General features: G+C 42.8%; 19 protein-coding genes, 1 tRNA gene and 1 pseudogene. 14 read left to right on the plus strand and 7 right to left on the minus strand.

Features of this window, described 5'->3' with window-relative positions:
* Positions 1 to 153 precede the first annotated feature (153 nt).
* The 3 genes from ACKI4H_RS12685 to ACKI4H_RS12695 form a co-directional block, all read right to left on the minus strand.
* Positions 154 to 229: transfer RNA gene (locus ACKI4H_RS12685), tRNA-Lys, on the minus strand.
* 192 nt (positions 230 to 421) lie between these two features.
* Positions 422 to 2,263: a long-chain-acyl-CoA synthetase gene (locus tag ACKI4H_RS12690; protein ID WP_407306272.1), complete on the minus strand. Its 1,842-nt coding sequence runs from the start codon at positions 2,261 to 2,263 to the stop codon at positions 422 to 424.
* A 174-nt stretch (positions 2,264 to 2,437) separates the two neighbouring features.
* Positions 2,438 to 5,896: an Rne/Rng family ribonuclease gene (locus ACKI4H_RS12695; RefSeq protein ID WP_407306274.1), complete on the minus strand. Its 3,459-nt coding sequence runs from the start codon at positions 5,894 to 5,896 to the stop codon at positions 2,438 to 2,440.
* 361 nt (positions 5,897 to 6,257) lie between these two features.
* Between ACKI4H_RS12695 and ACKI4H_RS12700 the strand changes: the two are divergent.
* The 3 genes and pseudogenes from ACKI4H_RS12700 (at position 6,258) to ACKI4H_RS12710 (ending at position 8,601) form a co-directional block, all read left to right on the plus strand.
* A pseudogene (locus ACKI4H_RS12700) lies at positions 6,258 to 6,596 on the plus strand (hypothetical protein).
* Between the two features lie 55 nt (positions 6,597 to 6,651).
* The gene (locus ACKI4H_RS12705; RefSeq protein WP_407306276.1) at positions 6,652 to 7,626 is read left to right on the plus strand and encodes an RluA family pseudouridine synthase; all 975 of its coding nucleotides are present in this window, start codon (positions 6,652 to 6,654) and stop codon (positions 7,624 to 7,626) included.
* A 306-nt stretch (positions 7,627 to 7,932) separates the two neighbouring features.
* Positions 7,933 to 8,601, plus strand: a complete 669-nt coding sequence (locus tag ACKI4H_RS12710) for an HAD family hydrolase (RefSeq protein ID WP_407306278.1) — start codon at positions 7,933 to 7,935, stop codon at positions 8,599 to 8,601.
* A gap of 69 nt (positions 8,602 to 8,670) precedes the next feature.
* On the opposite strand, the gene ACKI4H_RS12715 is transcribed toward ACKI4H_RS12710, so the two are convergent.
* On the minus strand, positions 8,671 to 9,060 hold the full coding sequence (locus ACKI4H_RS12715; RefSeq protein ID WP_407306280.1) for a hypothetical protein: 390 nt from the start codon (positions 9,058 to 9,060) through the stop codon (positions 8,671 to 8,673).
* 438 nt (positions 9,061 to 9,498) lie between these two features.
* On the opposite strand from ACKI4H_RS12715, the gene ACKI4H_RS12720 reads away from it, so the two are divergent.
* Genes ACKI4H_RS12720 through dmpG form a run of 3 tightly spaced genes read left to right on the plus strand, consistent with a single transcriptional unit; the run spans position 9,499 to position 12,265 of the window.
* A complete protein-coding gene (locus ACKI4H_RS12720; protein WP_407306281.1) occupies positions 9,499 to 10,296 on the plus strand; it encodes a fumarylacetoacetate hydrolase family protein in 798 nt (265 codons plus the stop codon).
* 24 nt (positions 10,297 to 10,320) lie between these two features.
* A complete protein-coding gene (locus tag ACKI4H_RS12725) occupies positions 10,321 to 11,235 on the plus strand; it encodes an acetaldehyde dehydrogenase (acetylating) (protein ID WP_407306283.1) in 915 nt (304 codons plus the stop codon).
* A 10-nt stretch (positions 11,236 to 11,245) separates the two neighbouring features.
* The gene (gene dmpG / locus ACKI4H_RS12730; RefSeq protein ID WP_407306285.1) at positions 11,246 to 12,265 is read left to right on the plus strand and encodes a 4-hydroxy-2-oxovalerate aldolase; all 1,020 of its coding nucleotides are present in this window, start codon (positions 11,246 to 11,248) and stop codon (positions 12,263 to 12,265) included.
* Positions 12,266 to 12,325: 60 nt separating this feature from the next.
* Here dmpG and ACKI4H_RS12735 read toward each other — a convergent pair whose 3' ends face one another.
* Entirely contained in the window at positions 12,326 to 12,760 is a 435-nt protein-coding gene (locus tag ACKI4H_RS12735) for a hypothetical protein (RefSeq protein WP_407306287.1), read from the minus strand.
* Positions 12,761 to 13,208: 448 nt separating this feature from the next.
* On the opposite strand from ACKI4H_RS12735, the gene ACKI4H_RS12740 reads away from it, so the two are divergent.
* Positions 13,209 to 14,462: an OprD family outer membrane porin gene (locus ACKI4H_RS12740; RefSeq protein WP_407306289.1), complete on the plus strand. Its 1,254-nt coding sequence runs from the start codon at positions 13,209 to 13,211 to the stop codon at positions 14,460 to 14,462.
* A gap of 291 nt (positions 14,463 to 14,753) precedes the next feature.
* A complete protein-coding gene (locus ACKI4H_RS12745) occupies positions 14,754 to 15,611 on the plus strand; it encodes an alpha/beta fold hydrolase (protein WP_407306291.1) in 858 nt (285 codons plus the stop codon).
* A gap of 86 nt (positions 15,612 to 15,697) precedes the next feature.
* Here ACKI4H_RS12745 and ACKI4H_RS12750 read toward each other — a convergent pair whose 3' ends face one another.
* Together ACKI4H_RS12750 and hcaR are read right to left on the minus strand one after the other, a co-directional pair.
* Complete coding sequence (locus tag ACKI4H_RS12750; protein ID WP_407306293.1) at positions 15,698 to 16,375, minus strand: DUF1345 domain-containing protein; 678 nt, start codon at positions 16,373 to 16,375, stop codon at positions 15,698 to 15,700.
* A gap of 287 nt (positions 16,376 to 16,662) precedes the next feature.
* Positions 16,663 to 17,562 (minus strand): DNA-binding transcriptional regulator HcaR, encoded by a 900-nt coding sequence (gene hcaR, locus ACKI4H_RS12755; protein ID WP_407306294.1) that lies wholly within the window; start codon positions 17,560 to 17,562, stop codon positions 16,663 to 16,665.
* A 281-nt stretch (positions 17,563 to 17,843) separates the two neighbouring features.
* On the opposite strand from hcaR, the gene hcaE reads away from it, so the two are divergent.
* The 6 genes from hcaE (at position 17,844) to hcaD (ending at position 23,148) form a co-directional block, all read left to right on the plus strand.
* Entirely contained in the window at positions 17,844 to 19,211 is a 1,368-nt protein-coding gene (gene hcaE / locus ACKI4H_RS12760) for a 3-phenylpropionate/cinnamic acid dioxygenase subunit alpha (protein WP_407306296.1), read from the plus strand.
* Entirely contained in the window at positions 19,208 to 19,726 is a 519-nt protein-coding gene (hcaF, locus tag ACKI4H_RS12765; RefSeq protein WP_067722174.1) for a 3-phenylpropionate/cinnamic acid dioxygenase subunit beta, read from the plus strand. The genes hcaE and hcaF overlap by 4 nt, the downstream gene beginning before the upstream one ends.
* The gene (hcaC, locus tag ACKI4H_RS12770) at positions 19,726 to 20,052 is read left to right on the plus strand and encodes a 3-phenylpropionate/cinnamic acid dioxygenase ferredoxin subunit (RefSeq protein WP_067722172.1); all 327 of its coding nucleotides are present in this window, start codon (positions 19,726 to 19,728) and stop codon (positions 20,050 to 20,052) included. Before hcaF ends, hcaC begins: the two co-directional genes overlap by 1 nt.
* Before the next feature lie 2 nt (positions 20,053 to 20,054).
* The gene (hcaB, locus tag ACKI4H_RS12775; RefSeq protein WP_131316083.1) at positions 20,055 to 20,870 is read left to right on the plus strand and encodes a 3-phenylpropionate-dihydrodiol/cinnamic acid-dihydrodiol dehydrogenase; all 816 of its coding nucleotides are present in this window, start codon (positions 20,055 to 20,057) and stop codon (positions 20,868 to 20,870) included.
* An 80-nt stretch (positions 20,871 to 20,950) separates the two neighbouring features.
* The gene (locus tag ACKI4H_RS12780) at positions 20,951 to 21,916 is read left to right on the plus strand and encodes a 3-carboxyethylcatechol 2,3-dioxygenase (RefSeq protein ID WP_407306299.1); all 966 of its coding nucleotides are present in this window, start codon (positions 20,951 to 20,953) and stop codon (positions 21,914 to 21,916) included.
* 5 nt (positions 21,917 to 21,921) lie between these two features.
* The gene (gene hcaD, locus ACKI4H_RS12785; protein ID WP_407306301.1) at positions 21,922 to 23,148 is read left to right on the plus strand and encodes a 3-phenylpropionate/cinnamic acid dioxygenase ferredoxin--NAD(+) reductase subunit; all 1,227 of its coding nucleotides are present in this window, start codon (positions 21,922 to 21,924) and stop codon (positions 23,146 to 23,148) included.
* Positions 23,149 to 23,201: the final 53 nt, after the last annotated feature.

Consider the following 23,201-nt stretch of genomic DNA (forward strand, 5'->3'; position numbering starts at 1 on the left):
AGAACGCATCTAAAAACACTGTTTTAAATGAATTGCAAGATGAAGCAAAATTTCGAGAATGGCGAATCTACCGAAGTGGTATGGTTTGTCTTGGTCGGAATATTTGCAAGTTTCATTTCTATTATAGTACAGAAAGAAGCCTTAAGAAAGATATGGTGGGCCGTCCGCGACTCGAACGCGGGACCAATGGATTAAAAGTCCACTGCTCTACCAACTGAGCTAACGGCCCTTAACCAGCATTCAAGCATTGCTTGGATGCACAGTGTAAGAAAATAAAAGAATTTTCTAACACCACTTCGTTTTGATGGGCGTATTGTAGCAAGTTATGAACCGAGCGCAAGTAAAAAATAGCAAACTTGTTGATGTTTGATTATAAATGCAACAAATTTGCTATATCTACTCAAAAAACAGCCGTTTTGGGTTAGAAACGGTATTGATAAGCTTGAATATTGTTGAATATTTCTACTGTTAAATCACAGTATTCCGTGGCATTCGGCAGTAAAACCAGTAAACGTTCGTCTGTTTTATGGGGGTCAAAAGCTTGTTCTTTCAACTTGTTCTTTTGGTATTTAAAAGTACCCGTGGTTTCTACCTGTGCTTGAACACGCAAGAACACGGGAACAGCATAAGCAGGCAAATGTTTTTTAAACTCGGTTGCCATTTGCTTTAAATCTTGCGCTGTTAATTCTGCACCCTCTGCTAGCGTAATTGCTGCCATACCGGCACGGCCATTGGTGTGGGGGATTTCTACCCCGTAAACTACAGCTTCAGCAATTTTTTCATATTCACTGACCACATTTTCAACTTCAGTGGTAGATACATTTTCACCTTTCCAGCGGAACGTATCACCCAAGCGGTCCACAAATTGGGCATGACGAAAGCCAATATCGCGCACCAGATCGCCGGTGTTAAAGAAGGAGTCCCCCTGTTTAAACACATCTTTCATAATGACGGATTTATTCTTTTCCGGATCGGTGTAGCCATCAAAAGGTGAGCGACGAGTAATTTTACCAATCAATAAACCGATTTCACCTTTTTTGACTTTCTTGAACCAGCCTTTGGCATCCTTCACCGGTGCATTACTTTCTTTATCAAACTCGACAATGGCATAGGGTGTAGGGGAAAAGCCGACCGTATTATCAAAGTTAAACACGTTGCTAAAACCGACATTTCCTTCGCTTGAAGCATAAAGTTCAAGAATTTCTTCGACCCCAAAGCGTTCCTTGAATTTGTCCCAGATATTCGGACGCATGCCATTGCCGATCATTTTTTTGACACGGTGACCGCGTTCAAGTTCAGAAACAGGTGCGTCCATGAGGTAACGGCACAATTCACCGACATAGCCAATCGCAGAGGCATCGAATTTTTGTACATCTTTCCAGAAACAAGAGGTGGAGTATTTGCGTCTTAATGCCAGTGTGGCACTGCCGGCAATGACGCCGCACCAACAGACTACGATGCCTGTTGCATGATAGAGCGGCAAGGTCACGTACATGACGTCATCTTTATTCAGGTTTAAAACATGTCCATAAGTACCATAGGCCAAAGTCCAGCGGCCATTCGTGAAAATGACTGCCTTGGGTAAACCGGTCGTACCCGAGGTGTAGATGTAAAATAAGCCGTCTTTACCTTGAACACTGTGCGTAGTAGGTGTATTGAATTTTGGGAAGCTGTCTATTTTACCTGCAAGATTTACCCAGTTTTGGGGTGCGTTACCTGCATCAATTCGAGTTGCTTGATCTGCAAACCAGTAAAAACGATCTTCTGCAAGCACTAAGTCTTGACGGACTTCTTCCACAGCATGACGGCATTCTTCACCGACAATAACTGCAATCGGTTTAACCAGATTAATACTGTGCGTCAGTGCCTTACCGGTTTGTGATGTATTGACCAAAGCTGAAGTCACACCAATTTTCGCCAAAGCGACCACTGTTGCCACCAGTTCAGGGCGGTTTTCTATCATCACCGCAATCACATCGCCTTTACGCGCGCCAAGCGACAGATAAAAGTGTCCGATTTGGTTGGCCCATTCATTCAGCTCTTGATAACTGAATTTCTGATCTTCGAATAATAGCGCTGTACCCTGAGGATTGCGCTTGACGGCCTTTTCAAAGGCAATGCCCAAGCCCGCAGGAGTGTTGGGTGTACGTAAATAGGCTTGTTTCAGACCACTCAATAGATGAGGGACTTTGCTTATAAATTTGGGTAATTTTGCTGCGATATCAGCAAGACCAATAAGATCGCTCGGTGGGGTGTGGTTCATAAGAATCCTATTTATTTTTTCATAATTCAATATGTCTATTTGTTTGCGCTCATTTGTACAGGTGTCTTTTTAATCGTTTAATCCTAGTGCAATCAACCTAATTTGACAAAAGTATCAAAAAAAACCTAGTCACCGAAATGACTAGGTTTTTTTTATTCACTGCATTAGAGCTAATTATGACTCATTTGCAGGAGTAACTTTCTTTGGAGGGCGACCGCGCGGACGACGAGGACGGACAGGTTTGTCAGCATCATCATCGGCATCCGGTGTGTCTGGATCAGCTTTTGGCTCAGCCAGTGCCTGTACGTCTTGAGTGACCTCTACCGGTAATTCAGATTGTACCTGTTTTGGCTGCTTTACCGGCTTTTCAACACGGGCTGCTACATCTTCCTTGATCGGCTTGGCAACCACTTCCGACGCTGCGGCGACTTCAGGCATTTCCGTTACAGGCGCATCTTCAGTTACAGTTTCTGGTTCTGTCACTGGAGCAACTTCAGCAGTTGTGGTTTTAACAACTTCCTTTGCAGCTTCAGGTTCGCTATGGGCTTGCTTGGCTTGCTCTAAAGCCTGTTCCGCAGCAAGTTTGGCCAAACGACGACGTTCACGTGGATCATTGGCAACACGGGTGTCTGAAACAGCAGCAGGCGGTGTTAAGGCCAACACTGGTGCAGGTTCAGCCTCCGGTGCAGCTTTAGCTACCGCAACATCACGGGTTACCGGCTGTGCTGGTGCTTCGGCCTCAGTTGCCTGATGCACGAGAGTTGCCGCATATTGCTCAGTGAATTTCACCAATGCACGGTTGAAGGTTGGGATTAAACCAAATTGCTCGATTAAGACTGAACAATCTTCACCATAAACATGGCGAATGAGGCTACCCACGGTATATTGACCCAAAGTTGGAACCTGAGATGGGTTCAATTTTGGAGCTTGTGCCTGTTTTACCTGCGCTTCACGTTTTTGGCGACGACGCATACGCGGATCGTTGCTGGCACGTGTATCAGCAGAACGTGGTTGATGTTGCTCGCGAGTTTCAGGGGTTGCAGCAGGTTTTTCTTCCTTCGCAACAACGGGTTTCTCAACTACAGACACTTTGGTTTCTGTAACCGTGGCAGGTGCAGCTTGAGCGATCGGTGCTTCAACTACAGCGCCTGATGCACTTAATGCAACAATTTCACTTTGTGCCTGATCCACATTGACCAGCAATGCAGTTGGAATCACATCCTGACGAGGCGTATCAATCACTTCGACTTTAGGCTGTTGTTCGTTAACTGCAGGAGCAGCAATGGCCTGCTGAGGAGCAGCAGCTGGTTCGTTCAATACGCTTTGATCGCGGTGGCGATTTGGGCGATTTGGGCGATTTGGGCTATTGCGGTCACGGCGTGGAACTGCATTTTGCTCTGGTTGAGTTTCAGAAGCCTGTTGTTCAACATGTTGACGTCGAGTCGGGCGCTTGTTGTCACGTTGATCTTGGCGTGGCTCTGGGCGCTGGTCTTGACGTGCTTCTTGGCGCTGCTCATGACGTGGTTCTTGACGCTCATGACGAGGAACTTGAACGATTTCTTCATGCACTTGATTTTGTTGATTGTCGTGCTGAACTGGTTCACGTTGCTCTTTAGGCTTGTTGCGCTTTTTATTGTGACGTTGCGCTTTTTCTTCTCGATCAGAATACTTATCCGCAACTTCACGCTGTTCCTGTTTTGGTGTTACAGGCGTGCTTGGCGTTAAGTAAACATTATTGTTTACGGTTTCTACCGGTACGCTTGCAACAGGTACAGATGTAGCCACCTGACCGAATTGACCACGACTTACAGCACCACCATTCACCATTTGTTCAATGGCAGCAGCAGCATTGTTTGCAGTACGCGCTTGATCTACTGTTTTTGCCTGTTTTTGTACAAACAGGTTTTCTAGCCAAGCACATGGGCTTGCTGAAGCTTGGGCAGCAGGCGCAACTTGAACGGGCTGAGGTTGCTGTACTTCTTGAGCCACTTGTTGTGGACGACGTTGCGGCTTGTTGTTTTGATTTTTAGCCTGTTGCTGAGCAGGTACTTGCGCAGCAGCTTGAGCAGCCTGTTGCTCACCTTCCAAATGCCATTCAGAGGATTCGTAACCCAACTCTTTTTCACTTGAACGGGTTGCTTCGGTACGTTCGTAGCTGGTTGGCGCAAAACCTTCAGCATTATAAGTAATTTCGTAATGTGGGGTTTCCAAGTGCGGATGTGGCAACACGGTTACACGGACATTCGAAGTTTGTTCTAAATACACCAGCGTATGGCGCTTTTCATTCAGCATGAATGCTGCGATTTCAACCGGAACTTCGACCTGAACTTCACCTTGACGTTCACGAAGTGCAATCTCTTCCACTTTACGCATAATTGAAAGTGATAGAGAGCGTAAGTCACGTACCATACCCGTACCGTGACAGCGAGGGCAGACGTAACCAGTTGCTTCTTCAAGTGAAGGACGAAGACGTTGACGGCTCATCTCCATCAGGCCAAAACGTGACAATTGACCAAACTGGATACGGGCACGGTCGCTTTGGGTAGCTTCACGCAGTTTTGCTTCAACCATACGCTGGTTGCGGTCTTTGGTCATGTCGATAAAGTCGATCACTACCAAACCACCGATATCACGTAAACGCAGTTGACGTGCAATTTCTTCCGCAGCTTCTAAGTTGGTATTCAGCGCGGTGTCTTCAACATCATGACCACGGGTTGATTTCGCCGAGTTAATGTCGATTGACACTAAAGCTTCAGTTTGGTCGATCACGATTGAACCGCCAGAAGGCAGTTTTACTTCACGTTCATAAGCCGTTTGAATTTGGCTTTCAATACCAAAATGAGCAAATAACGGCTCATTTAAAGTATAGGTTTTAAGTTTTTCTAACTGGCGCGGCATGACTGCTTTCACGAAGTTATAGGCTTCGGTATAGGCCTGTTCAGAGTCAATTAAAATTTCTGCAACATCGTCACGTAAATAGTCCCGAATGGCACGTGTCACTACGCCTGCTTCTTGGTGCACCAGCATTGGTGACGGACCAGAACTTGCTGTGGTTTGAATTTGTGCCCAAAGATCCATCAGGTGTTGCAAGTCAAGTTGTAATTCTTCTTGTGAACGACCAATACCTGCAGTACGGACAATTACGCTCATGCCACGCGGGATATTCAGTGATGACAACATTTCTTTCAATTCTTCACGAACTGAACCTGAAATTTGACGACTGATACCACCACCTTTAGGGTTATTTGGCATAAGCACCAAATAACGACCGGCAAGCGAGATAAAGGTAGAGAGGGCAGCCCCCTTATTGCCACGTTCTTCTTTTTCCACTTGAACAAGAAGTTCTGTACCTTCCGTGATCAATTCGCGGATGTTTGAAGTTTGACGAGGATCTGCCTTGTAATATGAGTTTGCGATTTCACGCATAGACAGGAAGCCTTGACGACCTGCACCATACTCAACAAATACAGCTTCTAAAGAAGGTTCGACGCGAGTCACGTGACCTTTATAGATATTGGATTTCTTTTGTTCACGGGTACGATTTTCTAAATCAAAATCGTAAAGACGCTGACCAGTGACAAGTGCAACGCGAATCTCTTCGGCATGTGTTGCATTAATCAACATACGTTTCATGGGTGTAACACCTAATAGTGATACACAACAAAACATCGCTATTCACGTAGCGAACATCATACATTACGGATCAATACCCAGATCTCAAATAAACGCTTGTGGTCTGAGCTTTTTTACCGGCCTTTTTTTGGGCTTCGGTGTTTGATTCACGTATTGATGATGGCAATACGGCTTCAATCTTTAAACGATTAAAGTCACCTGAGCGCTTCACTGGCGGACAAACGGTGCATTGGATGTGAGTAACTTTCACTGTCATGCAGCTTGAAGATCATCCCTTCATTAAGATAGAGCGTCTTGATACGGAATTATCATCGTATCTTTGCTTTATGTGCAGATCCAATGCATCAACGTTGTAGCCTGAATGCGACTTCAGGGTGCGACTAATCTGATGTGTATCAGTTTACGTTTAAAAACCAACTTTAAGTTGGCGACATATTTTTTAGGGCAGACTGATTTATGTACATAAGTACAATTAAACGCAACAGTTTGCTTTTTTGCCGATATAATAAGCCTTCGGCGTCGGCATATTCTTTAGGGACCTTTCCGTGTTTAATGTGAATAGTCAAATTTAATATTCAGCTTCAAAAAGATTGAAGTGATTAAATTTTTTCACACTAACGGTGGTATCCGTGAGCTGACTATATCAAACCTTGCATCATCTGCCTATGGGTTAAGCTTATGTTTCTTGTGTAAAGCATAGCCTAAGTGATCAGTTTTTAATCAATTTTAGTATTTTTTTGGGTCATAGTAACTGTATGAATTCTACGCAAGAATGGCAAAGTGTCACTTGGTTTGAAGTTGACGAGCATCAATCAGGCCAACGCATCGATAATTTTTTATTTTCCAGACTCAAAGGCGTGCCTAAAAGTCGTATTTATCGTTTGATGCGTGAAGGACAAGTTCGGGTCAATAAAAAGCGTATTAAGGCGGAAACCAAACTCGCAATCGGTGACCAAATTCGCGTTGCGCCCATTCGTTATGAGCCTAAAGATGAAACGCCGGTCCCGGTATCGGACAAAGTGGCTCAAAGCCTGCTCAGCCGTGTGATTTATGAAGATGAAGGCCTGATGGTGGTGAATAAACCTTCTGGTATTGCCGTGCACGGTGGCAGTGGCGTGGCATATGGTCTAATTGAAGGCTTGCGCGCAGCAACCGGCAAGAAATATCTGGAACTGATTCACCGTATTGACCGTGATACTTCTGGTCTGGTGATGATCAGTAAAAAACGCAGCACCTTAAAAACCCTGCAAGATTTATTGCGTGAACACAAGATCAAAAAAACCTATGCGGCGATTGTAAAAGGCAATGTTGTGATCGATCGTCAACTGATTGATGCACCTTTACACCGTTATGAGCTGGCCAATGGTGAGCGTCGTGTATGTGTGTCACCGAAAGAAGGTAAAGAGTCTAAGACGCAGTGGAATGTGGCTGAGCGCTTTATGCATGCAACGCTTGTATATGCATCACCGCTTTCAGGTCGTACCCATCAGATTCGTGTGCACGGTTTAAGTATTGGTCATCCTTTAGTTGGCGATGAAAAATATGGTCATGAAACTGCATACAAAGGACCTAAAGCACGTCGTTTATGTTTGCATGCAATGCGTCTGGAAATTCCGGGTTATGAGACGATTGAAGCGCCATTGCCTGAAGATATGCAGAGTCTGGTGGCACAGCTCCGTGCACAGAAGAAAGATAAAGAACCGGCTTTAACGGATCGTGACGAAGACTGAACGCTCTTCTCTCAAGCAGCGGGAGTATTGATGAATAGCCCCGTTACTCAAGAATATGGATAAATAACGTTGATCTCTCCCTTGCGCACTCAGAATATATTCTGAGGATGCTCATCTCCTGAAAGGGGAGGAAATGTCAGGATAGTGAAGGAGAGGAATGAATTAAATCTGGTTAAACATATCTCCCGATATTTAGTTCGTTCCTTGAGCTTGAAAAATAATAGCAACTCTCTCTTCTGAGGAGAGAGGCTGAGAGAGGTCAATTTCAAGTGATTATTCACTCTGAATCAAATATTGGATTAATTCATGAACAAAACTTTAGAACTTGTTATTTTCGATTGGGATGGGACTTTATTTGATTCAGTTGGGCAGATTGTTCAAAGCCTACAATTTGCTGCCAAAGAATATCAACAACCCTTAACGGATGACGCTGCAAAAAGCATTATCGGTTTGGGGTTGCCTGAAGTTGCACAAGTCTTGTTTTCAGATGTACCTGAATTGCATGCTGATATTTTGCAATGCTATGCGACGCACTATGTTGAAAATTCGAAAGGTGATGCATGGTTTGAAGGGGTAGCTGAGATGCTGCAAACATTAAAAGCTGAAGGCATCAAACTTGCGGTGGCAACCGGAAAAAGCCGTAAAGGTTTAGACCGGGTATTAAGTCAAACCCAGAGTCATGAGCTTTTTGTCGTAACCCGTGCGGCAAGTGAAACCAAATCCAAACCTGATCCATTGATGCTCGCAGAAATTTTGCGTATTACCGGTGTTAAGGCTGAAAATGCGATTATGGTCGGTGATACTTCCTATGACTTGGAAATGGCACAGAACATTGCCATGCCACGTATTGGGGTGAGTTATGGGGTGCATACACCTGAAACGCTGGCTCAATACAAGCCAATTGCCATTGCTGAGGATGTCGCAAATCTGCATCAGGTCCTCTTAAATCAGGTAAATTTGAAACAGGCAGTTTAAGATCCATCAGATGCTTAAAAGGGTGATTTAAAATCACCCTTTTTTAGACTTATTCAATTCTAAATTGACTTACTGGATTCTAAATTTTTGCAGATCAGGTTTGTGGTTACCCCAACCGGTCCAGTAATTGACCATAGTGACGGTTCCATTTTGCATAATTTTATAAAAATTATTACGTGGTGGTGAAATTTCATTGGGACGAATGACTTCAGTCATCATAAAAATCTCTGGTGTAATCCAGGTAATACGCCACGCATCGGTATTGGAGTCACCACGGCTACAGTCCATTTCATTTTTCCAGGCAGCGGCGGTTGCTTGAGGATTAAATTTCAGTCCGGCACAACTTGCGCTATTTAAAATTAAATATTTGTTTTTAAGTTGATTTTTATAGCTTTGTGCAAAGGTTGTACTACATAAGGTGCTCAGTAAAACCATCAATATCAGGGTTTTAATTTTCATTGCTAATATTTTAAGTCCTTGTTTTTAATTATTTAAAAATATCATGTTGATTGAGCAATGAATATATTGTTTTTACTCAAAATATAATTGTCGTCTCATCTTTTAGTCGTAGGCGTGATTGATTGTTAAAATGAATCGCTTGTATTGCAGAGTTGATTACTCGGATATCATGAAATATCTATGCTAAGTGCTTTGTTTCACTTAAAAAATAGAATGCCATTTATAGCTAATAGCTATTGTAAAAAATAAAATAAGTATTGGCATAAAAACCGCATTTTTTAGATTCTAAATCAGTTTATACATATACACGTTTCTCAAGATGGACAGCACCCATTTGCTGATGGGTTTGATCATTTGCATAGAATTTTTCTGATTGTTCATTCCATTTCCATCGATCACGGTATAAGTCCAATTTTTTTGCAGTTTAAGGAAACATTGATGTCGAATTCTGCTGTTGTTGAATCAGTCGCATTGGCACTTAGAGAAGCTGAGTTGTCACAAACTGCGATTGCACCGGTTCGCCCACAGTTGGGTGGTGAAAGTGCTGATGTAGATATTGCTTACGCAGTTCAAGAATTAAATACCCAACGTGCCTTAAGCGAAGGACGTCGTTTAGTTGGCCGCAAAATCGGTTTGACTTCAAAAGTTGTACAAGCTCAACTCGGTGTAGATCAGCCTGACTTCGGTATGCTGTTTGCAGACATGTCGTATGGTGATGGCGAAGCTATCCCGGCAGGTCTATTGATTCAGCCTAAAGTTGAAGCAGAAATCGCATTAATCATCAATAAAGATCTGACCAAGGAACATCATACCTATGCAGACATTATCAGTGCGACTGAATATGCCTTGCCAGCGGTAGAAGTGGTAGATAGCCGTATCGAAAACTGGAAAATTTCACTGATTGATACCGTTGCCGATAACGCATCTTCTGCGGCTTTTGTGTTGGGTTCACGTCCGGTAAAACTCGAAAACCTAGATTTGGTGAACTGCAAAATGACCATGACCCGTGGTGATGAGGTGGTATCTCAAGGTGTAGGTAAAGCCTGCCTTGCAAACCCGCTCAATGCTGCAGTTTGGTTGGCTGATGAGATGGTTCGTCGTGGTCGTCCGCTTCTTGCCGGTGACATCGTATTGACCGGTGCATTAGGTCCAATGGTTGTTGCACACCCGGGTGATGAATTCAAAGTTGAAATTGAAGGCTTTGGTTCTGTTGTTGCTGCATTCGCTGCTGAATAATCGAGATTCTAAGAGAGTACATTCATGAAAAAGATTAAATGTGCATTAATCGGTCCAGGTAATATCGGTACAGATTTGCTTTACAAACTTCAACGTAGTGAAGTTTTAGAACCTGTATGGATGGTGGGGATTGACCCAACGTCTGAAGGTTTGGCACGTGCAGCGAAAATGGGCTTAAAAACCACTGCTGAGGGTGTAGACGGTTTATTGCCTCACGTTTTGGAAGACAACATTCAAATTGCTTTTGATGCAACGTCTGCATATGTACATGCTGAAAACAGCCGCAAGTTGAATGAACTTGGCGTACAGATGATTGATTTGACGCCTGCAGCGATTGGTCCATTCTGCGTGCCACCAGTTAACCTGGAAACTTTGCTTGAACAGGGCGAATTGCCAAACGTTAACATGGTGACATGTGGCGGCCAGGCAACCATTCCTATGGTGGCAGCGATTTCACGTGTTCAAGCTGTGAACTACGGTGAAATCATCGCAACGGTATCAACTAAGTCTGTTGGTCCAGGTACACGTAAAAACATTGATGAATTTACACGTACCACTGCGGGTGCAATTGAGCAGGTGGGTGGCGCGAAACAAGGTAAAGCCATCATCATTATCAACCCTGCTGAGCCACCACTGATGATGCGTGACACTGTACACTGTCTTGTTGAAGGTACGCCGGATCAGGCTGCAATCACAGCATCTGTGCATGCCATGATCCTCGAGGTTCAAAAATATGTACCAGGTTACAAACTTGTAAATGGTCCGGTATTTGATGGCAACCGTGTTTCGATGTTCCTGGAAGTTGAAGGCCTGGGTGATTACTTGCCTAAATATGCCGGTAACCTGGACATTATGACTGCAGCTGCTGCACGTACTGCAGAAATGTTTGCAGAACGTCTCATCGCTAACCAAGCAGCGCAAGCTGAAGCAGAAGCTTAAGGAGCAGACCATGTCAAAAATTATTATTAATGATATGACGTTACGTGATGGTATGCACCCAATGCGCCATCAAACTACACCAGAGCAAATGGTTGCAATTGCCACTGCACTTGATGATGCTGGTGTGCCGCTAATCGAAGTAACCCATGGTGACGGCTTAGGCGGTAACTCGGTGAACTATGGTTTTGCAGCTGCAACAGACGAAGAATATTTAACCGCAGTGATTCCAAAGCTTAAGCAAGCCAAAGTATCTGCGCTTTTAATTCCGGGTATTGGTACGGTTGACCATTTAAAAATGGCGCACGATGTAGGTGTAGCAACCATTCGTGTTGCAACTCACTCAACTGAAGCGGACGTTTCTGAACAGCATATTACTGCTGCGCGCAAACTGGGCATGGACACTGTGGGCTTCTTGATGATGGCGCACATGGCGACTCCAGAAAAACTTTTGGAAGAAGCGCAAAAAATGGTGTCTTACGGTGCAAACTGTATCTATGTCACTGACTCTGCAGGTTATATGCTGCCGAATGATGTGACTGACCGCGTCGGTATTTTACGTGCCAACTTGGGTTCAGACATCGAAATCGGTTTCCACGGTCACCATAACTTGGGTATGGGCGTTGCTAACTCTGTTTCAGCAGTTCAAGCTGGCGCAACCCGTGTCGATTTGGCTTCTGCCGGTTTAGGTGCAGGCGCAGGTAATACCCCACTTGAATTGTTTGTTGCGGTTGCTAACCGTATGCAAATGGAAACAGGTGTGGACTTGTTCAAAGTTCAGGATATTGCTGAAGAACTGATTGTGCCAATGATGCAGCAACCGATTCGTGCCGACCGTGATGCAGCAACTTTAGGTTATGCCGGTGTTTACTCATCATTCCTGTTGTTTGCTAAACGTGCTGAAGCGAAATATGGTGTTTCTGCGCGTGAAATTCTGATGGAATTGGGTCGCCGTGGTACGGTTGGCGGTCAGGAAGACATGATTGAAGATTTGGCATTGACCATGTCTAAAGCACGTGAGCTACAAGCTTAATTTTAAAAATTTTCTTTTAAATTAAGTGTTAGAAAGCACCCCATTGAGGGTGCTTTTTTATTACTTTTGCTTCCATGCATATTGTTCAAATAGCGGTAGTAAACAGATCCATAAAAAGAGAGTCCCAAAGCCATTCACGCCAAAATACCATGAGGGAAAAAATAAAAAGAGGGTGAAGAAGAGCAAAAGGAAGCGCAATTGGAATACCCAAGCAGTTTTAAAAAATAAAATGAGGGGAACGCAAAGGCTGGTAATAAAAAAAGGAAGAAAATAACGCCATTGTACCCATTCAAAAAAATGTTTCTTTTGCATCCAGTCGATTCCTTGAACTGAGTAGAAATAATATTCCAAGGCCGTGTGAATGTTGTTGATGATTAAGCTGATAAATAAGATAACTACCCAAATTCTAATACTGGGTTTTTGCCGCCATAAATAAAGTGCGAAAATAGGCTGATATTTTAACTCGATATTTTGATTTAATAATTGGGGTTTCATTTTATTGTCTTTATAAGATTGTTTTTAAACATAATAGTAAAAAATAAGTGAATAAAAAAGTACTTTAATACATGCTTTTTTTATGGCTAAATATTTACATTTATAGATAAAAAATATCATGATATATGTAGAATATATTAAAATAATCAATTATTTAAGATACTTTAAAAGCTGTTTAAACCTAAAAACGATTAATAAAAATAATTTAAATCCAAAAAAGTGAAATTTTCTTAAAAATAGGCACTGCAACAAGGGCTTAAAAATAATGCCATAAAATAAAGCGCAAATATCTTATTGTTTAAAGTTCTTAAAAATCGTTGATGGCGAATCTTAAAAAACAAAAAAGCCGGATGCATGCCCTGAATCTTAATACTCTGGTCTGATTTTTTTTGGCTGTATTGTTGAGCATGATGGCGTCATAGCTTAATTTGATTACTGGGAATAGGCCATGCGTCGTCAAACTTTATGGAAAGCCATCTGTGCTGCGACTCTAGCATTAGGTACAACTGCAACGAATGCAGAATTTATTGACGACAGTAATGTCCAATTAAAATTTAAAAACTTTTATTTAGACCGTCAGTATGCGGATCTTCCACAAAATAACTGGGGTTCATGGTCTCAAGGCATTACCCTGGATGCAAAATCGGGTTATCAGGATATCGGCGCTGGCATTCAAGTGGGTGCAGACCTTTTGGTACAGCACGCATTTAAATTGAATGGCCGCGATAAAAATGCCGACTTCGTTTTACCGCATGACGGTAAAGAATCCAAAGACAACTTCGGTAAAGTGGGCGCGACTTTAAAAGCCAAAGTTTCACAAACTGAATTAAAAGTGGGTGAGCTGTTACCGGTATCTCCAGTACTGGTCTTCGATCCATCGCGTCAGTTGCTGACGACTTTTAGCGGTGCGTGGTTAGAATCTAAAGACATTAAAGATACCAAATTGACCTTGGCATATATTGATAAGATCAATAACCGTTATGACAACCAGTTCCGTGACTTAACCTTGTTTGCACCTGCTAAGGGCAAAAAGTATTACGATAATGGTGAAGCTTCTGATGGAATGTGGATTGCCGGAGTAGATCATCAATTCAATAAAGAGATTGGTGCGAGCTACTGGTATGCAAATGTTCAAGATATTTACCAGCAACACTATGTGGGTTTAAATCACAGCACAACATTAGGTGAAAAAACCAAACTCACCAGCCATGCACGTTACTTTGATAACTCAGAATCAGGTAACAAACTATATGGCGACATTGATAACCAAGCTTTATCACTAGGCACTAAACTTAATCATGGTGCGCACACAGTAGGCTTGGGCTATCAGCAAATGTTTGGTGATTCAGCATTCCCTACATTGGGCGGCTGGGTGCCACAGCCTTATCTTGTAAACTGGGGTGTTGCGACTTTCACTGCTGTTGATGAGAAATCAGTAGGTTTAACTTATGGTTATGACTTCTCTGAACTGGGTGCAAAAGGCTTAAATGCTACTGCGGTGTACATGATGGGCTTTGATGCTGAAGCAAATGGTAAGAAAAACCAAGATTCAGATGAGCTTAACTTAATCGTGAACTACACAGTGCCTGAAGGTCAGTTGAAAGGCTTAGGCTTCCAGGCGATGTATATCGATGCTGACTTCGATTATAAATCTGATCTTAAAGAGTATCGTGTAGCAACCACCTATACTTATAAGTTCTAAATCATTGAATCAAAAAAGAGCGGCTGTTGATCAGTCGCTCTTTTTTTTACCTTCAAAATATTTTGGCTTGAAATACCTTCAGCAGATTATAGCTATGATTTTATTTTAATTTAATTAAAAACAAAGACATAAATAATCGTTTTTTTATAGGTTTTGATCGTAATTTTGTATCAGTTTGCTGATGGTGAACGGTTAATATAAAGGTGTAAAAAGTCATTTTAATGAGTCAACTTGACGTCGAATTCTTGTAATAGAGGGACACGCAAGCTAAAGACTGTAAGAGGAATCAATATGAGCACTGTTCAAATCCCTGACTATCAAACAGATCCATTCTTTGGCTTAGAAGACAAATGGATTGAAACTGCTGAAGGCGAGTTGACGCATTACCACGAAATTGGTGAAGGTACACCTATTCTATTCTTACACGGTTCAGGTACAGGCGTATCTGCTGCTGCAAACTGGTGGTTAAACTTGCCACAAATTGGTGAGCAAGCACGTTGTATCGCAATTGATACCATTGGTTATGGTCAAAGTGTAGTTGCACCGGGCACTGCTTATGGTATCCGCGCTTGGGTTGATCATGCAGTTCGTACTTTAGATGCTTTAGGTATCGAAAAAACCTGGTTAGTGGGTAACTCTTTAGGTGGTTGGCTCGCTTTCCAAATGGCACTGGATTACCCTGAACGTGTTTTGGGTATCGTGTCTATGGGTACGGGCGGTGCGAAACAGACTGCTGCACTTAAAGCGCATGCAAATCCAGTGCTTACTGAGGAAGGGATCAAGAAAACCCTATCTATGTTTGTCGTGAACAAAGACTTGATCACAGATGAACTGGTTAAAGTGCGTTTTGATTCTGCGAAAAACGACTATGCTTCTGACCGTCTAATGGACGTTGTGGGCGCACGTGACCGTGACCGTTTTGAATTTCCGCTTGATTTCGAAAAAATGAAAGAAATCAAAATTCCTGTACTTCTAATTCATGGCGTACAAGACGTGGTAATTCCTGTGTCTCGTTCATGGGACATCTTGAACATTGTTCCACATGCTGATGCACATATTTTCAGCCAATGTGGTCACTGGTCTCAAGTTGAAAAATCTGACGAATTCAACACTGTAATTAAAAACTATTTAACAGCTCGTGGTGTTTAATCACACAGTTTGAATCAAAAAAGGATGACAAGAGTCATCCTTTTTTATGCCTTTAATTAGGTATTCATCATTAGATACTCTCATAGTTAAGTACTAATAAAGTTGGCTGTAACATTGATGCTGATGGCTAGAATCGTGGTGTTAAATCCATAGGCCAACAGCAGGTGTAAAGTATTTAATATCCGCATGGATTGATTGGTAGTTGAAACATCTGCCGTTTGCGCTGAAGTTCCTACGACATAGCTGAAATACAAAAAGTCCGAATAAGCCGGTTCAGGAGTTTTTGGAAAATCCAACCCTCCATCTTTATGTCTTTCTAATGCCAGATAAAAGTCATGCGCATAATGAATGGCAAAGATGGTATGCATAAAAAACCAGGCAGAAACCAGAGTCAGGATGGACAAGCTTAAGTGACCTATTAGAATTGAGGAATTAGGGGAGGAATGATTAATTTCAATCACGATAGCAATAAAGCACATGACCAAAGTTAGGATCACTAAAAATAGAATCAGCCATTTACTTGCATCCTGTTGTTGGGCACGCTGCAAAATCTGGGTATGTGGTGTACGCCATAATTTTTCTAGGGTTAAGAATAAATAGCTATAGATCGCTATATTCCAGCCAATTAAAAGACAGGTAGACCAAGCCCATTGTGTTAGAAAATGTAAAAAATAATAGAAAATAGCGATTGCCGGGAAAGTAAAAAAGAAATATGGATGGTATCGAATACCGGTTTTTATACCATGCAGCGGTTGAATTTTCATAATTTTGCCTATAGGTGTTATTATTTTTTACAAATATTTAAAAAAAAATTGTGTTGGGCTTATTAGACTTAAGTTGTAATTTTATGATTATGAGATATTTTTATAAATGAGTAAAACAGAAGTTATACGTTATTTTCCATAATATAGCGCTTTAAAAGGGTATTTTTTTATAAGACTTCCGTCTAATGTGGTGAAAAAATAATCAAAATAGTGCAAAAAAAGACACCATTATTTATCAGGGAAATAATGGTGTACTCAATTTCAAAAGTAAAGTTGTAAAAAACTGATCAATCGCGATTGATATTCAGATAAAACACACGGGTCAGTAATTCAATAAATTTCTGTACTGCCACAGAGCTACTGTTTTTATGGTAACTGACATACAGGTCGAGGTAAGGAAGCTCCACATCCAAAGGGCGAATCACAGTATTATTCATGGTCAAGGGTGCTACATAGCCGGGTAGGATTGTGCAGCCTAAACCCATACCAATCGAGTTGATATTAAACAAGATATTGTCGGCTTTTTGCACAATATTGAATTCAATGCCATTGGCTTTGGCAAAATCCTGAATCGTATTGTGTAGCGTCAGAGACTGTTCAGCAGCCGGAATAATAAAATCGATTCCATTTAATGCCTTTACCGGAATGCGCTCATACTTCGCCAAAGGATGGTTTTCTGGCAAAATGAAGATCAGTGGTTCGCGTAAAACGAATAAACTTTCTATTTCATCACTATTGGAGTTGTGGCGGGTAAAGGTGACATCCAGTTCACCTTTTTTCAACATTTTCATTTGCTCAGTATTGTTTAAGCTAAGCAATTCAATTTTTAAATCAGGGTTTTGTACACGTAAATTTGGTAATACATAAGGGAAAATTTTCATTTCCGCAACGGGTACAAAGCCAATACGCAGCATTTGCTGTTTGGCTTTGGAGACTTGACGCGCCATAGCAATGGCTTTGTCTGCCTGTGCCAGTGTCAAACGGGCTTGTTCGAGAAATACTGCACCTTCTTCCGTGAGTTCAACTTTTCGCTTGGTACGATAAAGCAGTTGTACGCCTACATCTTCTTCAAGGTCTTTAATTTGCTGACTTAAAGATGGTTGGGCGGTATACAGCTTTAACGCAGCTTTACTAAAGTTCAGTTCTTCTGCAACGGTGATAAAATATCGAAGATGTCGTAATTCCATATAACCAGTCCAGTGAGTAATCCAAAAAATGTCTTACTATAATTTATGAAGAGTATAATCTATAAACAACTATGGCGTGAAGTTGATTCTGCCATTTAGAAAATAAATGGTCTTGAATTTTTCATGATCGTTTTAATATAAGAAAAATGTCTGCTACTAATCTCTAAAATATCTTAATTGAAACAAAAAAAATATTTCACTAAAAGCCACTATAAAACCATTATCCACTAAAAGTTGAGTCTATTTACTTTGTGACAGAGTACGTCACAGGAGAGCTTCTCATGAGTGGAAAAATTGATGTGCGCGAAATCGATGCTTTGGTCGATGCACAAAATGGTCGTATCTCGCCATATATCTACACAGATCCAGATTTATATGAATTAGAGCTTGAACGCGTTTTTGGTCGTACTTGGTTATTCCTTTGTCATGAAAGCCAAATTCCTAAAGCGGGCGATTTCTTCAATACCTATATGGGTGAAGATCCGATTATTGTAGCCCGTCAAAAAGATGGCTCAATCAAAGCATTTTTAAATCAGTGCCGTCACCGCTCTATGCGTGTGAGCTTCGCAGACTGTGGTAATACGCGTGCATTCACTTGCCCATACCATGGCTGGTCTTACGGTATTGACGGTTCACTCAAAGACATTCCATTAGAAGAGCGTGCCTTCCCGCAAGGCGCATGCAAAGAGAAATGGGGTTTGGTTGAAGTAAACCGTGTTGAATCTTACAAGGGCTTAATCTTTGCTTGTTGGGATGAAACCACACCAGATTTAATCGAGTACATGGGTGATATTGCTTGGTATCTTGATGGCGTTTTAGACCGCCGTCCAGGTGGCACTGAAATCATCGGTGGTGTGCACAAGTGGGAAATCGATTGTAACTGGAAATTTGCAGCTGAACAGTTTGCATCTGACCAATATCATGCATTGTTCTCTCACGCATCTGCAATTCAGGTGTTGGGTGCAAAACCAGATGACGAATCATCGAAAAAATTAGGTGCTGCACAAACGGCCCGTCCAGTTTGGGAAACCGCTAAAGACGCGATCCAGTACGGTTCACGTGGTCATGGTTCAGGCTTCTTCTTTACTGAAAAACCAGACGCTAACGTTTGGGTCGATGGTGAAGTTGCCAATTACTTCCGTGAAACGTATGAAGAAGTAAAAGAACGTCTGGGCGAAACGCGTGCACTTCGTCTTGCCGGTCACAACAACATGTTCCCGACCATGTCTTGGTTAAACGGTACTGCAACACTTCGTGTATGGCACCCGCGTGGTCCAAACAAAACTGAAGTGTGGGCATTCTGTATTGCCGATGCTGAAGCTTCGCAAGAAGTGAAAGAAGCGTTCGAACGTTCTGCAACGCGTGCCTTTGGTCCTGCCGGTTTCCTAGAGCAAGACGACTCTGAGAATTGGATTGAGATTCAAAAAGTATTACGTGGTTATAAAGCACGTAACAACAAACTCATTATGGAAATGGGCTTGGGTAACGAGAAAAAACGTGAAGATGGTATCCCTGGGATTACCAACTACATTTTCTCTGAAACTGCAGCACGTGGTTTATACCGCCGTTGGGCAGATTTGTTGATCCATGAAAAATGGGAAGACGTAGAGAAAGCAGCTGACGAATACGAGAAGGAGCTAATGAAATGAGTCAGATCAGTTTAGAACTTCATCATCAAATTAGTCAGTTTCTCTATCGTGAAGGCAAAGCACTAGACGACTGGAAATTCCGCGATTGGCTGGACATGTTGGCAGAAGACATTTCTTACACGCTACGTACCACGCCAAATGCACAAACCCGTGACCGTCGCCGTTCGGTTGAACCACCGACGACTTGGGTGTTTAACGATACCAAAGACTTGCTCGAACGCCGTGTTGCGCGTCTTGAAACCGGTATGGCATGGGCTGAAGAGCCTCCATCACGCACCACTCACATGGTGAGCAACGTGATTGTAGAGCCGACTGAAGTTGAAGGCGAATACGATGTGTACGTAACGTATTTATTATACCGTACGCAAAAAGAGAAAGACGTAACGATTTACTGTGGTAAGCGTCACGACAAGATCCGTAAAGTTGAAAGTGATCTGGGCTTCCAGATCTTCAACCGTAAAATTACGTTAGATCAAGTGACCTATAACTCACATAACCTGAGTGTATTTTTCTAATGAATAAGATTTTTGTTTGCCAAGTTGACGAATTGGACGAAGGCGAAGCGCTAAAAGTAGATTGCGGTGTAAACGGTATTGAGGCACTTGCAGTGTTCAACAATGGCGGAGAGTTCTTCGCCATGAATGACCGCTGTTCACATGGTAATGCTTCTATGTCTGAAGGTTATCTTGAAGATGACGGTACGGTTGAATGCCCATTGCATTCAGCACGTTTCTGCTTGAAAACAGGTGAAGCTTTATGTCTACCTGCAACTGATCCAATCAAGACTTTCCCTGTGATTGTTGAAGATGGTCAATTGTTCGTAGAAATGGCAGGAGAGTAATCATGGGTTGGCTACAAGGCGAAGTTGCACTTATTACCGGGGGCGGTTCAGGCTTAGGCTGGGCTTTGGTTGAACGTTTTCTTGAAGAAGGGGCACAAGTTGCGGTTCTTCAGCGTTCACAATCGAAAGTCGATGCTTTAAATGAACACTTTGGTGGTCGAGTTCTTGCGATCGCTGGTGATGTTGCCAACTATGAAGACAATGTCCGTGCTGTTCAGGCCACCGTTGAGCGTTTTGGTAAGCTTGACTGTTTCGTGGGTAATGCCGGTATCTGGGATCATTACGCTGATATCGTGAATACCTCTGGCGAGCAGCTGGAAAAAGCCTTTGATGAAATCATGGGCATTAACACCAAGTCCCTCATTCTTGGTGCCAAAGCTGCGCTGGACGAGTTAGTGAAATCTGAAGGTTCAATCATCTTCACATTGTCAAACTCTGCGCTGTATTCAGCCGGTGGTGGTCCAGTTTACACCGCATCTAAACATGCCGGTGTGGGCATCATGAAAGAGCTTGCTTACGAGCTTGCACCTAAAGTACGCGTTAATGCAGTTGCCCCATCAGGCATGAACGTGAATATCAAAGGTGCGGCATCGCTCGGTCAGGAAAATCTTGGTCTGCTGGATGCGCGTGATCCCGAGAAAATTGCCCGTGGCATGCCGTTGAATTTCTTACCAGAACCTGAAGATATGACGGGTTCTTATGTATTGCTGGCGTCTCGTGCCAATAACCGTCCATTGACCGGTGTTTTAATTAATGCTGAATGTGGTTTAGGTATTCGTGGTTTGCGTCAACCGCGTGCAGGCTTCTTTGAAGACTAAGTCTTTAAAAGATTAAATCGTTTAAATACAAAGAACTATACTCGGCAGCCTTTTGGCTGCCTTCCGTTTAGGAGTCCCCCATGGCCGTTAAACTTATTTGTGCTTCACACAGCCCATTAATGGAATTTGCTTCGCCACAACGTGCAGAGCAGGAAACTAATGTTCGTGCCGCGTTTGATAAAATGGCAGCTGAAGTCAAAGCCTTTGATCCAACTTTAATTATTACTTTTGGACCCGACCATTTTAACGGTTTCTTTTACGACTTAATGCCAAGTTTCTGCGTGGGTATTCGTGCCACAGCCGCAGGGGATTGGAATTATGGTGCAGAGAATAACAAGATTAACGTGCCTGAAGATACTGCACTTGACCTTGTGCGCCGCGTATTGGATGAAGGTGTAGATGTTGCTTATTCTTACCGCATGCAGGCCGACCATGGCGTGACTCAACCTTTGCATTTCCTATGCGGTGGTCAACTCGATCGTTATCCAACGATTCCGGTGTTTATTAATGGTGCAGCAGCACCTATGCCAACCACCAAGCGTACCGTAGCTTTAGGTCGTGCGATTGGCCAGTTTATCAAATCTTTAAATCTTGAAAATGAACGTGTTCTTATTTTAGGAACTGGTGGTCTTTCACATGATCCACCGACACCACAAATGGGCTCAGTTCCACCTGCAGTGGAAGAATTCCTGATTTGTGGTCGTAATCCTAGTCCTGAAGCACGTACAGCACGTCAGGAAAAAATTATTGCAGTCGGTCAAAAGCTGGCAGCAGGGGATACCTCTGTAGCCGTGCCTTTAAATGCTGAATGGGATATTGCATTGCTTGAAACTTTCAAGAATGCCAATTTCGCAGCGATTGAAGCCATGACTGAAGCAGAAATTCGCCGTGAAGGTGGCCGTGGTGGTCAGGAAGTTCGTTCATGGATTGCGGCATTTGCAGCACTTTCTGAATTAGGCGAATACGAAATGACCACGCAGGTCTATGAAGCAATCAGTGAATGGATTGCGGGCTTCGGCATTGTATCTGCAGAATTAAAAGGGTAAAGCACATGAGTAACATCGAAACCATCGTTATTGTAGGTGCAGGTCAAGCCGGTGCCAGCGCTATTTTAGAACTTCGTGGCAACAAGTATGAAGGTAAAATTATTCTTGTAGGCGATGAAACCCATCTGCCTTATGAACGTCCACCTTTGTCTAAAGATGTAATTCTTAAACCTGAAGACACCAAAATAGAAATCCTGTCAGAACAAAAACTGGCAGATTTGAATGTGCAAACTATCCGTGGCAATGGCGTTAAAAAAATTGACGCGACTGCGAAAACGGTTGAACTGCAAAACGGTGATGTGGTTGCATACGACAAGCTGCTTCTTGCAACTGGTGGTGCAGCACGTCGTTTACCAACCTTCGATGCTTTGGGCAAACACGTTTATACCTTGCGTAACCTTGAAGATTCTCAAGCGCTGGTTCCTGTACTTCAAGCCGGTCGTCGTTTAATTTTGATCGGCGGTGGTGTGATCGGTCTTGAACTTGCATCATCTGCACGTTTCAAAGATTGCGATGTGACTGTGATTGAAATGGGTCCAATGGTGATGGGGCGTTGTTCACCACGTATCCTCAGTGAATTCTTGCTTGAACAACACCGCGCTAAAGGGGTAGATGTTCGTCTTTCAACCCAGATTACCGGTTGCCGACTTGATGGCGAAGAAGTGGTGGTAACTTTGGCTGATGGCGAAGAACTTCGTGCTGATGCTGTGGTTTACGGTATTGGTATCGTGCCAAATGCCCAGCTTGCAGTCGATGCTGGCTTGGATGTTGACGTTGCGATTAAAGTCAACGAGAACTGCCAGACTTCAAATGCTGACATTTATGCAGCGGGTGATGTAGCCACTCAAATTCGTGACTGTGGTAATCACCGCCGTGTCGAAACTTGGGAAAATGCCAACCTGCAAGCTGGTATTTTTGCGCGTCACGTGATGGGTGTTGAACATCCAAAAGCCAATCCAGCCTGGTTCTGGACGGATCAACTGGACATTAACTTCCAGTTCGTGGGTGATATGGCAGCAGAGCAATGGCTGGTTCGCGGTGAAATGGATGTAGCCAAAGGCGCAGACAATTCATTTGTGATGTACGGTGTGACGGATGGTCAAATCGTTGCCGGTATTACGGTTAATGCTGCGAAAGAAATGCGTCATTTGAAAAAAATGATCAGCAAAAATACTGCTTTTGAAGCTGAAAAACATTTAGATTTGGCACAAGATTTACGCAAAATTGCTTAAGTTTTATTAAGATATCTTTGGACAGACCTATGTTTTGCATAGGTCTGTTTTTT

The organism is Acinetobacter sp. (genome assembly GCF_045628685.1).
Classification (GTDB): domain Bacteria; phylum Pseudomonadota; class Gammaproteobacteria; order Pseudomonadales; family Moraxellaceae; genus Acinetobacter.

What these genes read in the sequence shown, in the direction of transcription:
- ACKI4H_RS12750 (WP_407306293.1), bottom strand. Translation starts at nt 16,375, where the DNA reads ATGAAAATTCAACCGCTGCATGGTATAAAAACCGGTATTCGATACCAT.
- ACKI4H_RS12740 (WP_407306289.1), top strand. Translation starts at nt 13,209, where the DNA reads ATGCGTCGTCAAACTTTATGGAAAGCCATCTGTGCTGCGACTCTAGCA.
- hcaF (WP_067722174.1), top strand. Translation starts at nt 19,208, where the DNA reads ATGAGTCAGATCAGTTTAGAACTTCATCATCAAATTAGTCAGTTTCTC.
- ACKI4H_RS12710 (WP_407306278.1), top strand. Translation starts at nt 7,933, where the DNA reads ATGAACAAAACTTTAGAACTTGTTATTTTCGATTGGGATGGGACTTTA.
- hcaB (WP_131316083.1), top strand. Translation starts at nt 20,055, where the DNA reads ATGGGTTGGCTACAAGGCGAAGTTGCACTTATTACCGGGGGCGGTTCA.
- ACKI4H_RS12690 (WP_407306272.1), bottom strand. Translation starts at nt 2,263, where the DNA reads ATGAACCACACCCCACCGAGCGATCTTATTGGTCTTGCTGATATCGCA.
- ACKI4H_RS12720 (WP_407306281.1), top strand. Translation starts at nt 9,499, where the DNA reads ATGTCGAATTCTGCTGTTGTTGAATCAGTCGCATTGGCACTTAGAGAA.
- ACKI4H_RS12735 (WP_407306287.1), bottom strand. Translation starts at nt 12,760, where the DNA reads ATGAAACCCCAATTATTAAATCAAAATATCGAGTTAAAATATCAGCCT.
- hcaC (WP_067722172.1), top strand. Translation starts at nt 19,726, where the DNA reads ATGAATAAGATTTTTGTTTGCCAAGTTGACGAATTGGACGAAGGCGAA.
- ACKI4H_RS12745 (WP_407306291.1), top strand. Translation starts at nt 14,754, where the DNA reads ATGAGCACTGTTCAAATCCCTGACTATCAAACAGATCCATTCTTTGGC.
- dmpG (WP_407306285.1), top strand. Translation starts at nt 11,246, where the DNA reads ATGTCAAAAATTATTATTAATGATATGACGTTACGTGATGGTATGCAC.
- hcaD (WP_407306301.1), top strand. Translation starts at nt 21,922, where the DNA reads ATGAGTAACATCGAAACCATCGTTATTGTAGGTGCAGGTCAAGCCGGT.
- ACKI4H_RS12715 (WP_407306280.1), bottom strand. Translation starts at nt 9,060, where the DNA reads ATGAAAATTAAAACCCTGATATTGATGGTTTTACTGAGCACCTTATGT.
- ACKI4H_RS12695 (WP_407306274.1), bottom strand. Translation starts at nt 5,896, where the DNA reads ATGAAACGTATGTTGATTAATGCAACACATGCCGAAGAGATTCGCGTT.
- hcaE (WP_407306296.1), top strand. Translation starts at nt 17,844, where the DNA reads ATGAGTGGAAAAATTGATGTGCGCGAAATCGATGCTTTGGTCGATGCA.
- ACKI4H_RS12705 (WP_407306276.1), top strand. Translation starts at nt 6,652, where the DNA reads ATGAATTCTACGCAAGAATGGCAAAGTGTCACTTGGTTTGAAGTTGAC.
- hcaR (WP_407306294.1), bottom strand. Translation starts at nt 17,562, where the DNA reads ATGGAATTACGACATCTTCGATATTTTATCACCGTTGCAGAAGAACTG.
- ACKI4H_RS12780 (WP_407306299.1), top strand. Translation starts at nt 20,951, where the DNA reads ATGGCCGTTAAACTTATTTGTGCTTCACACAGCCCATTAATGGAATTT.
- ACKI4H_RS12725 (WP_407306283.1), top strand. Translation starts at nt 10,321, where the DNA reads ATGAAAAAGATTAAATGTGCATTAATCGGTCCAGGTAATATCGGTACA.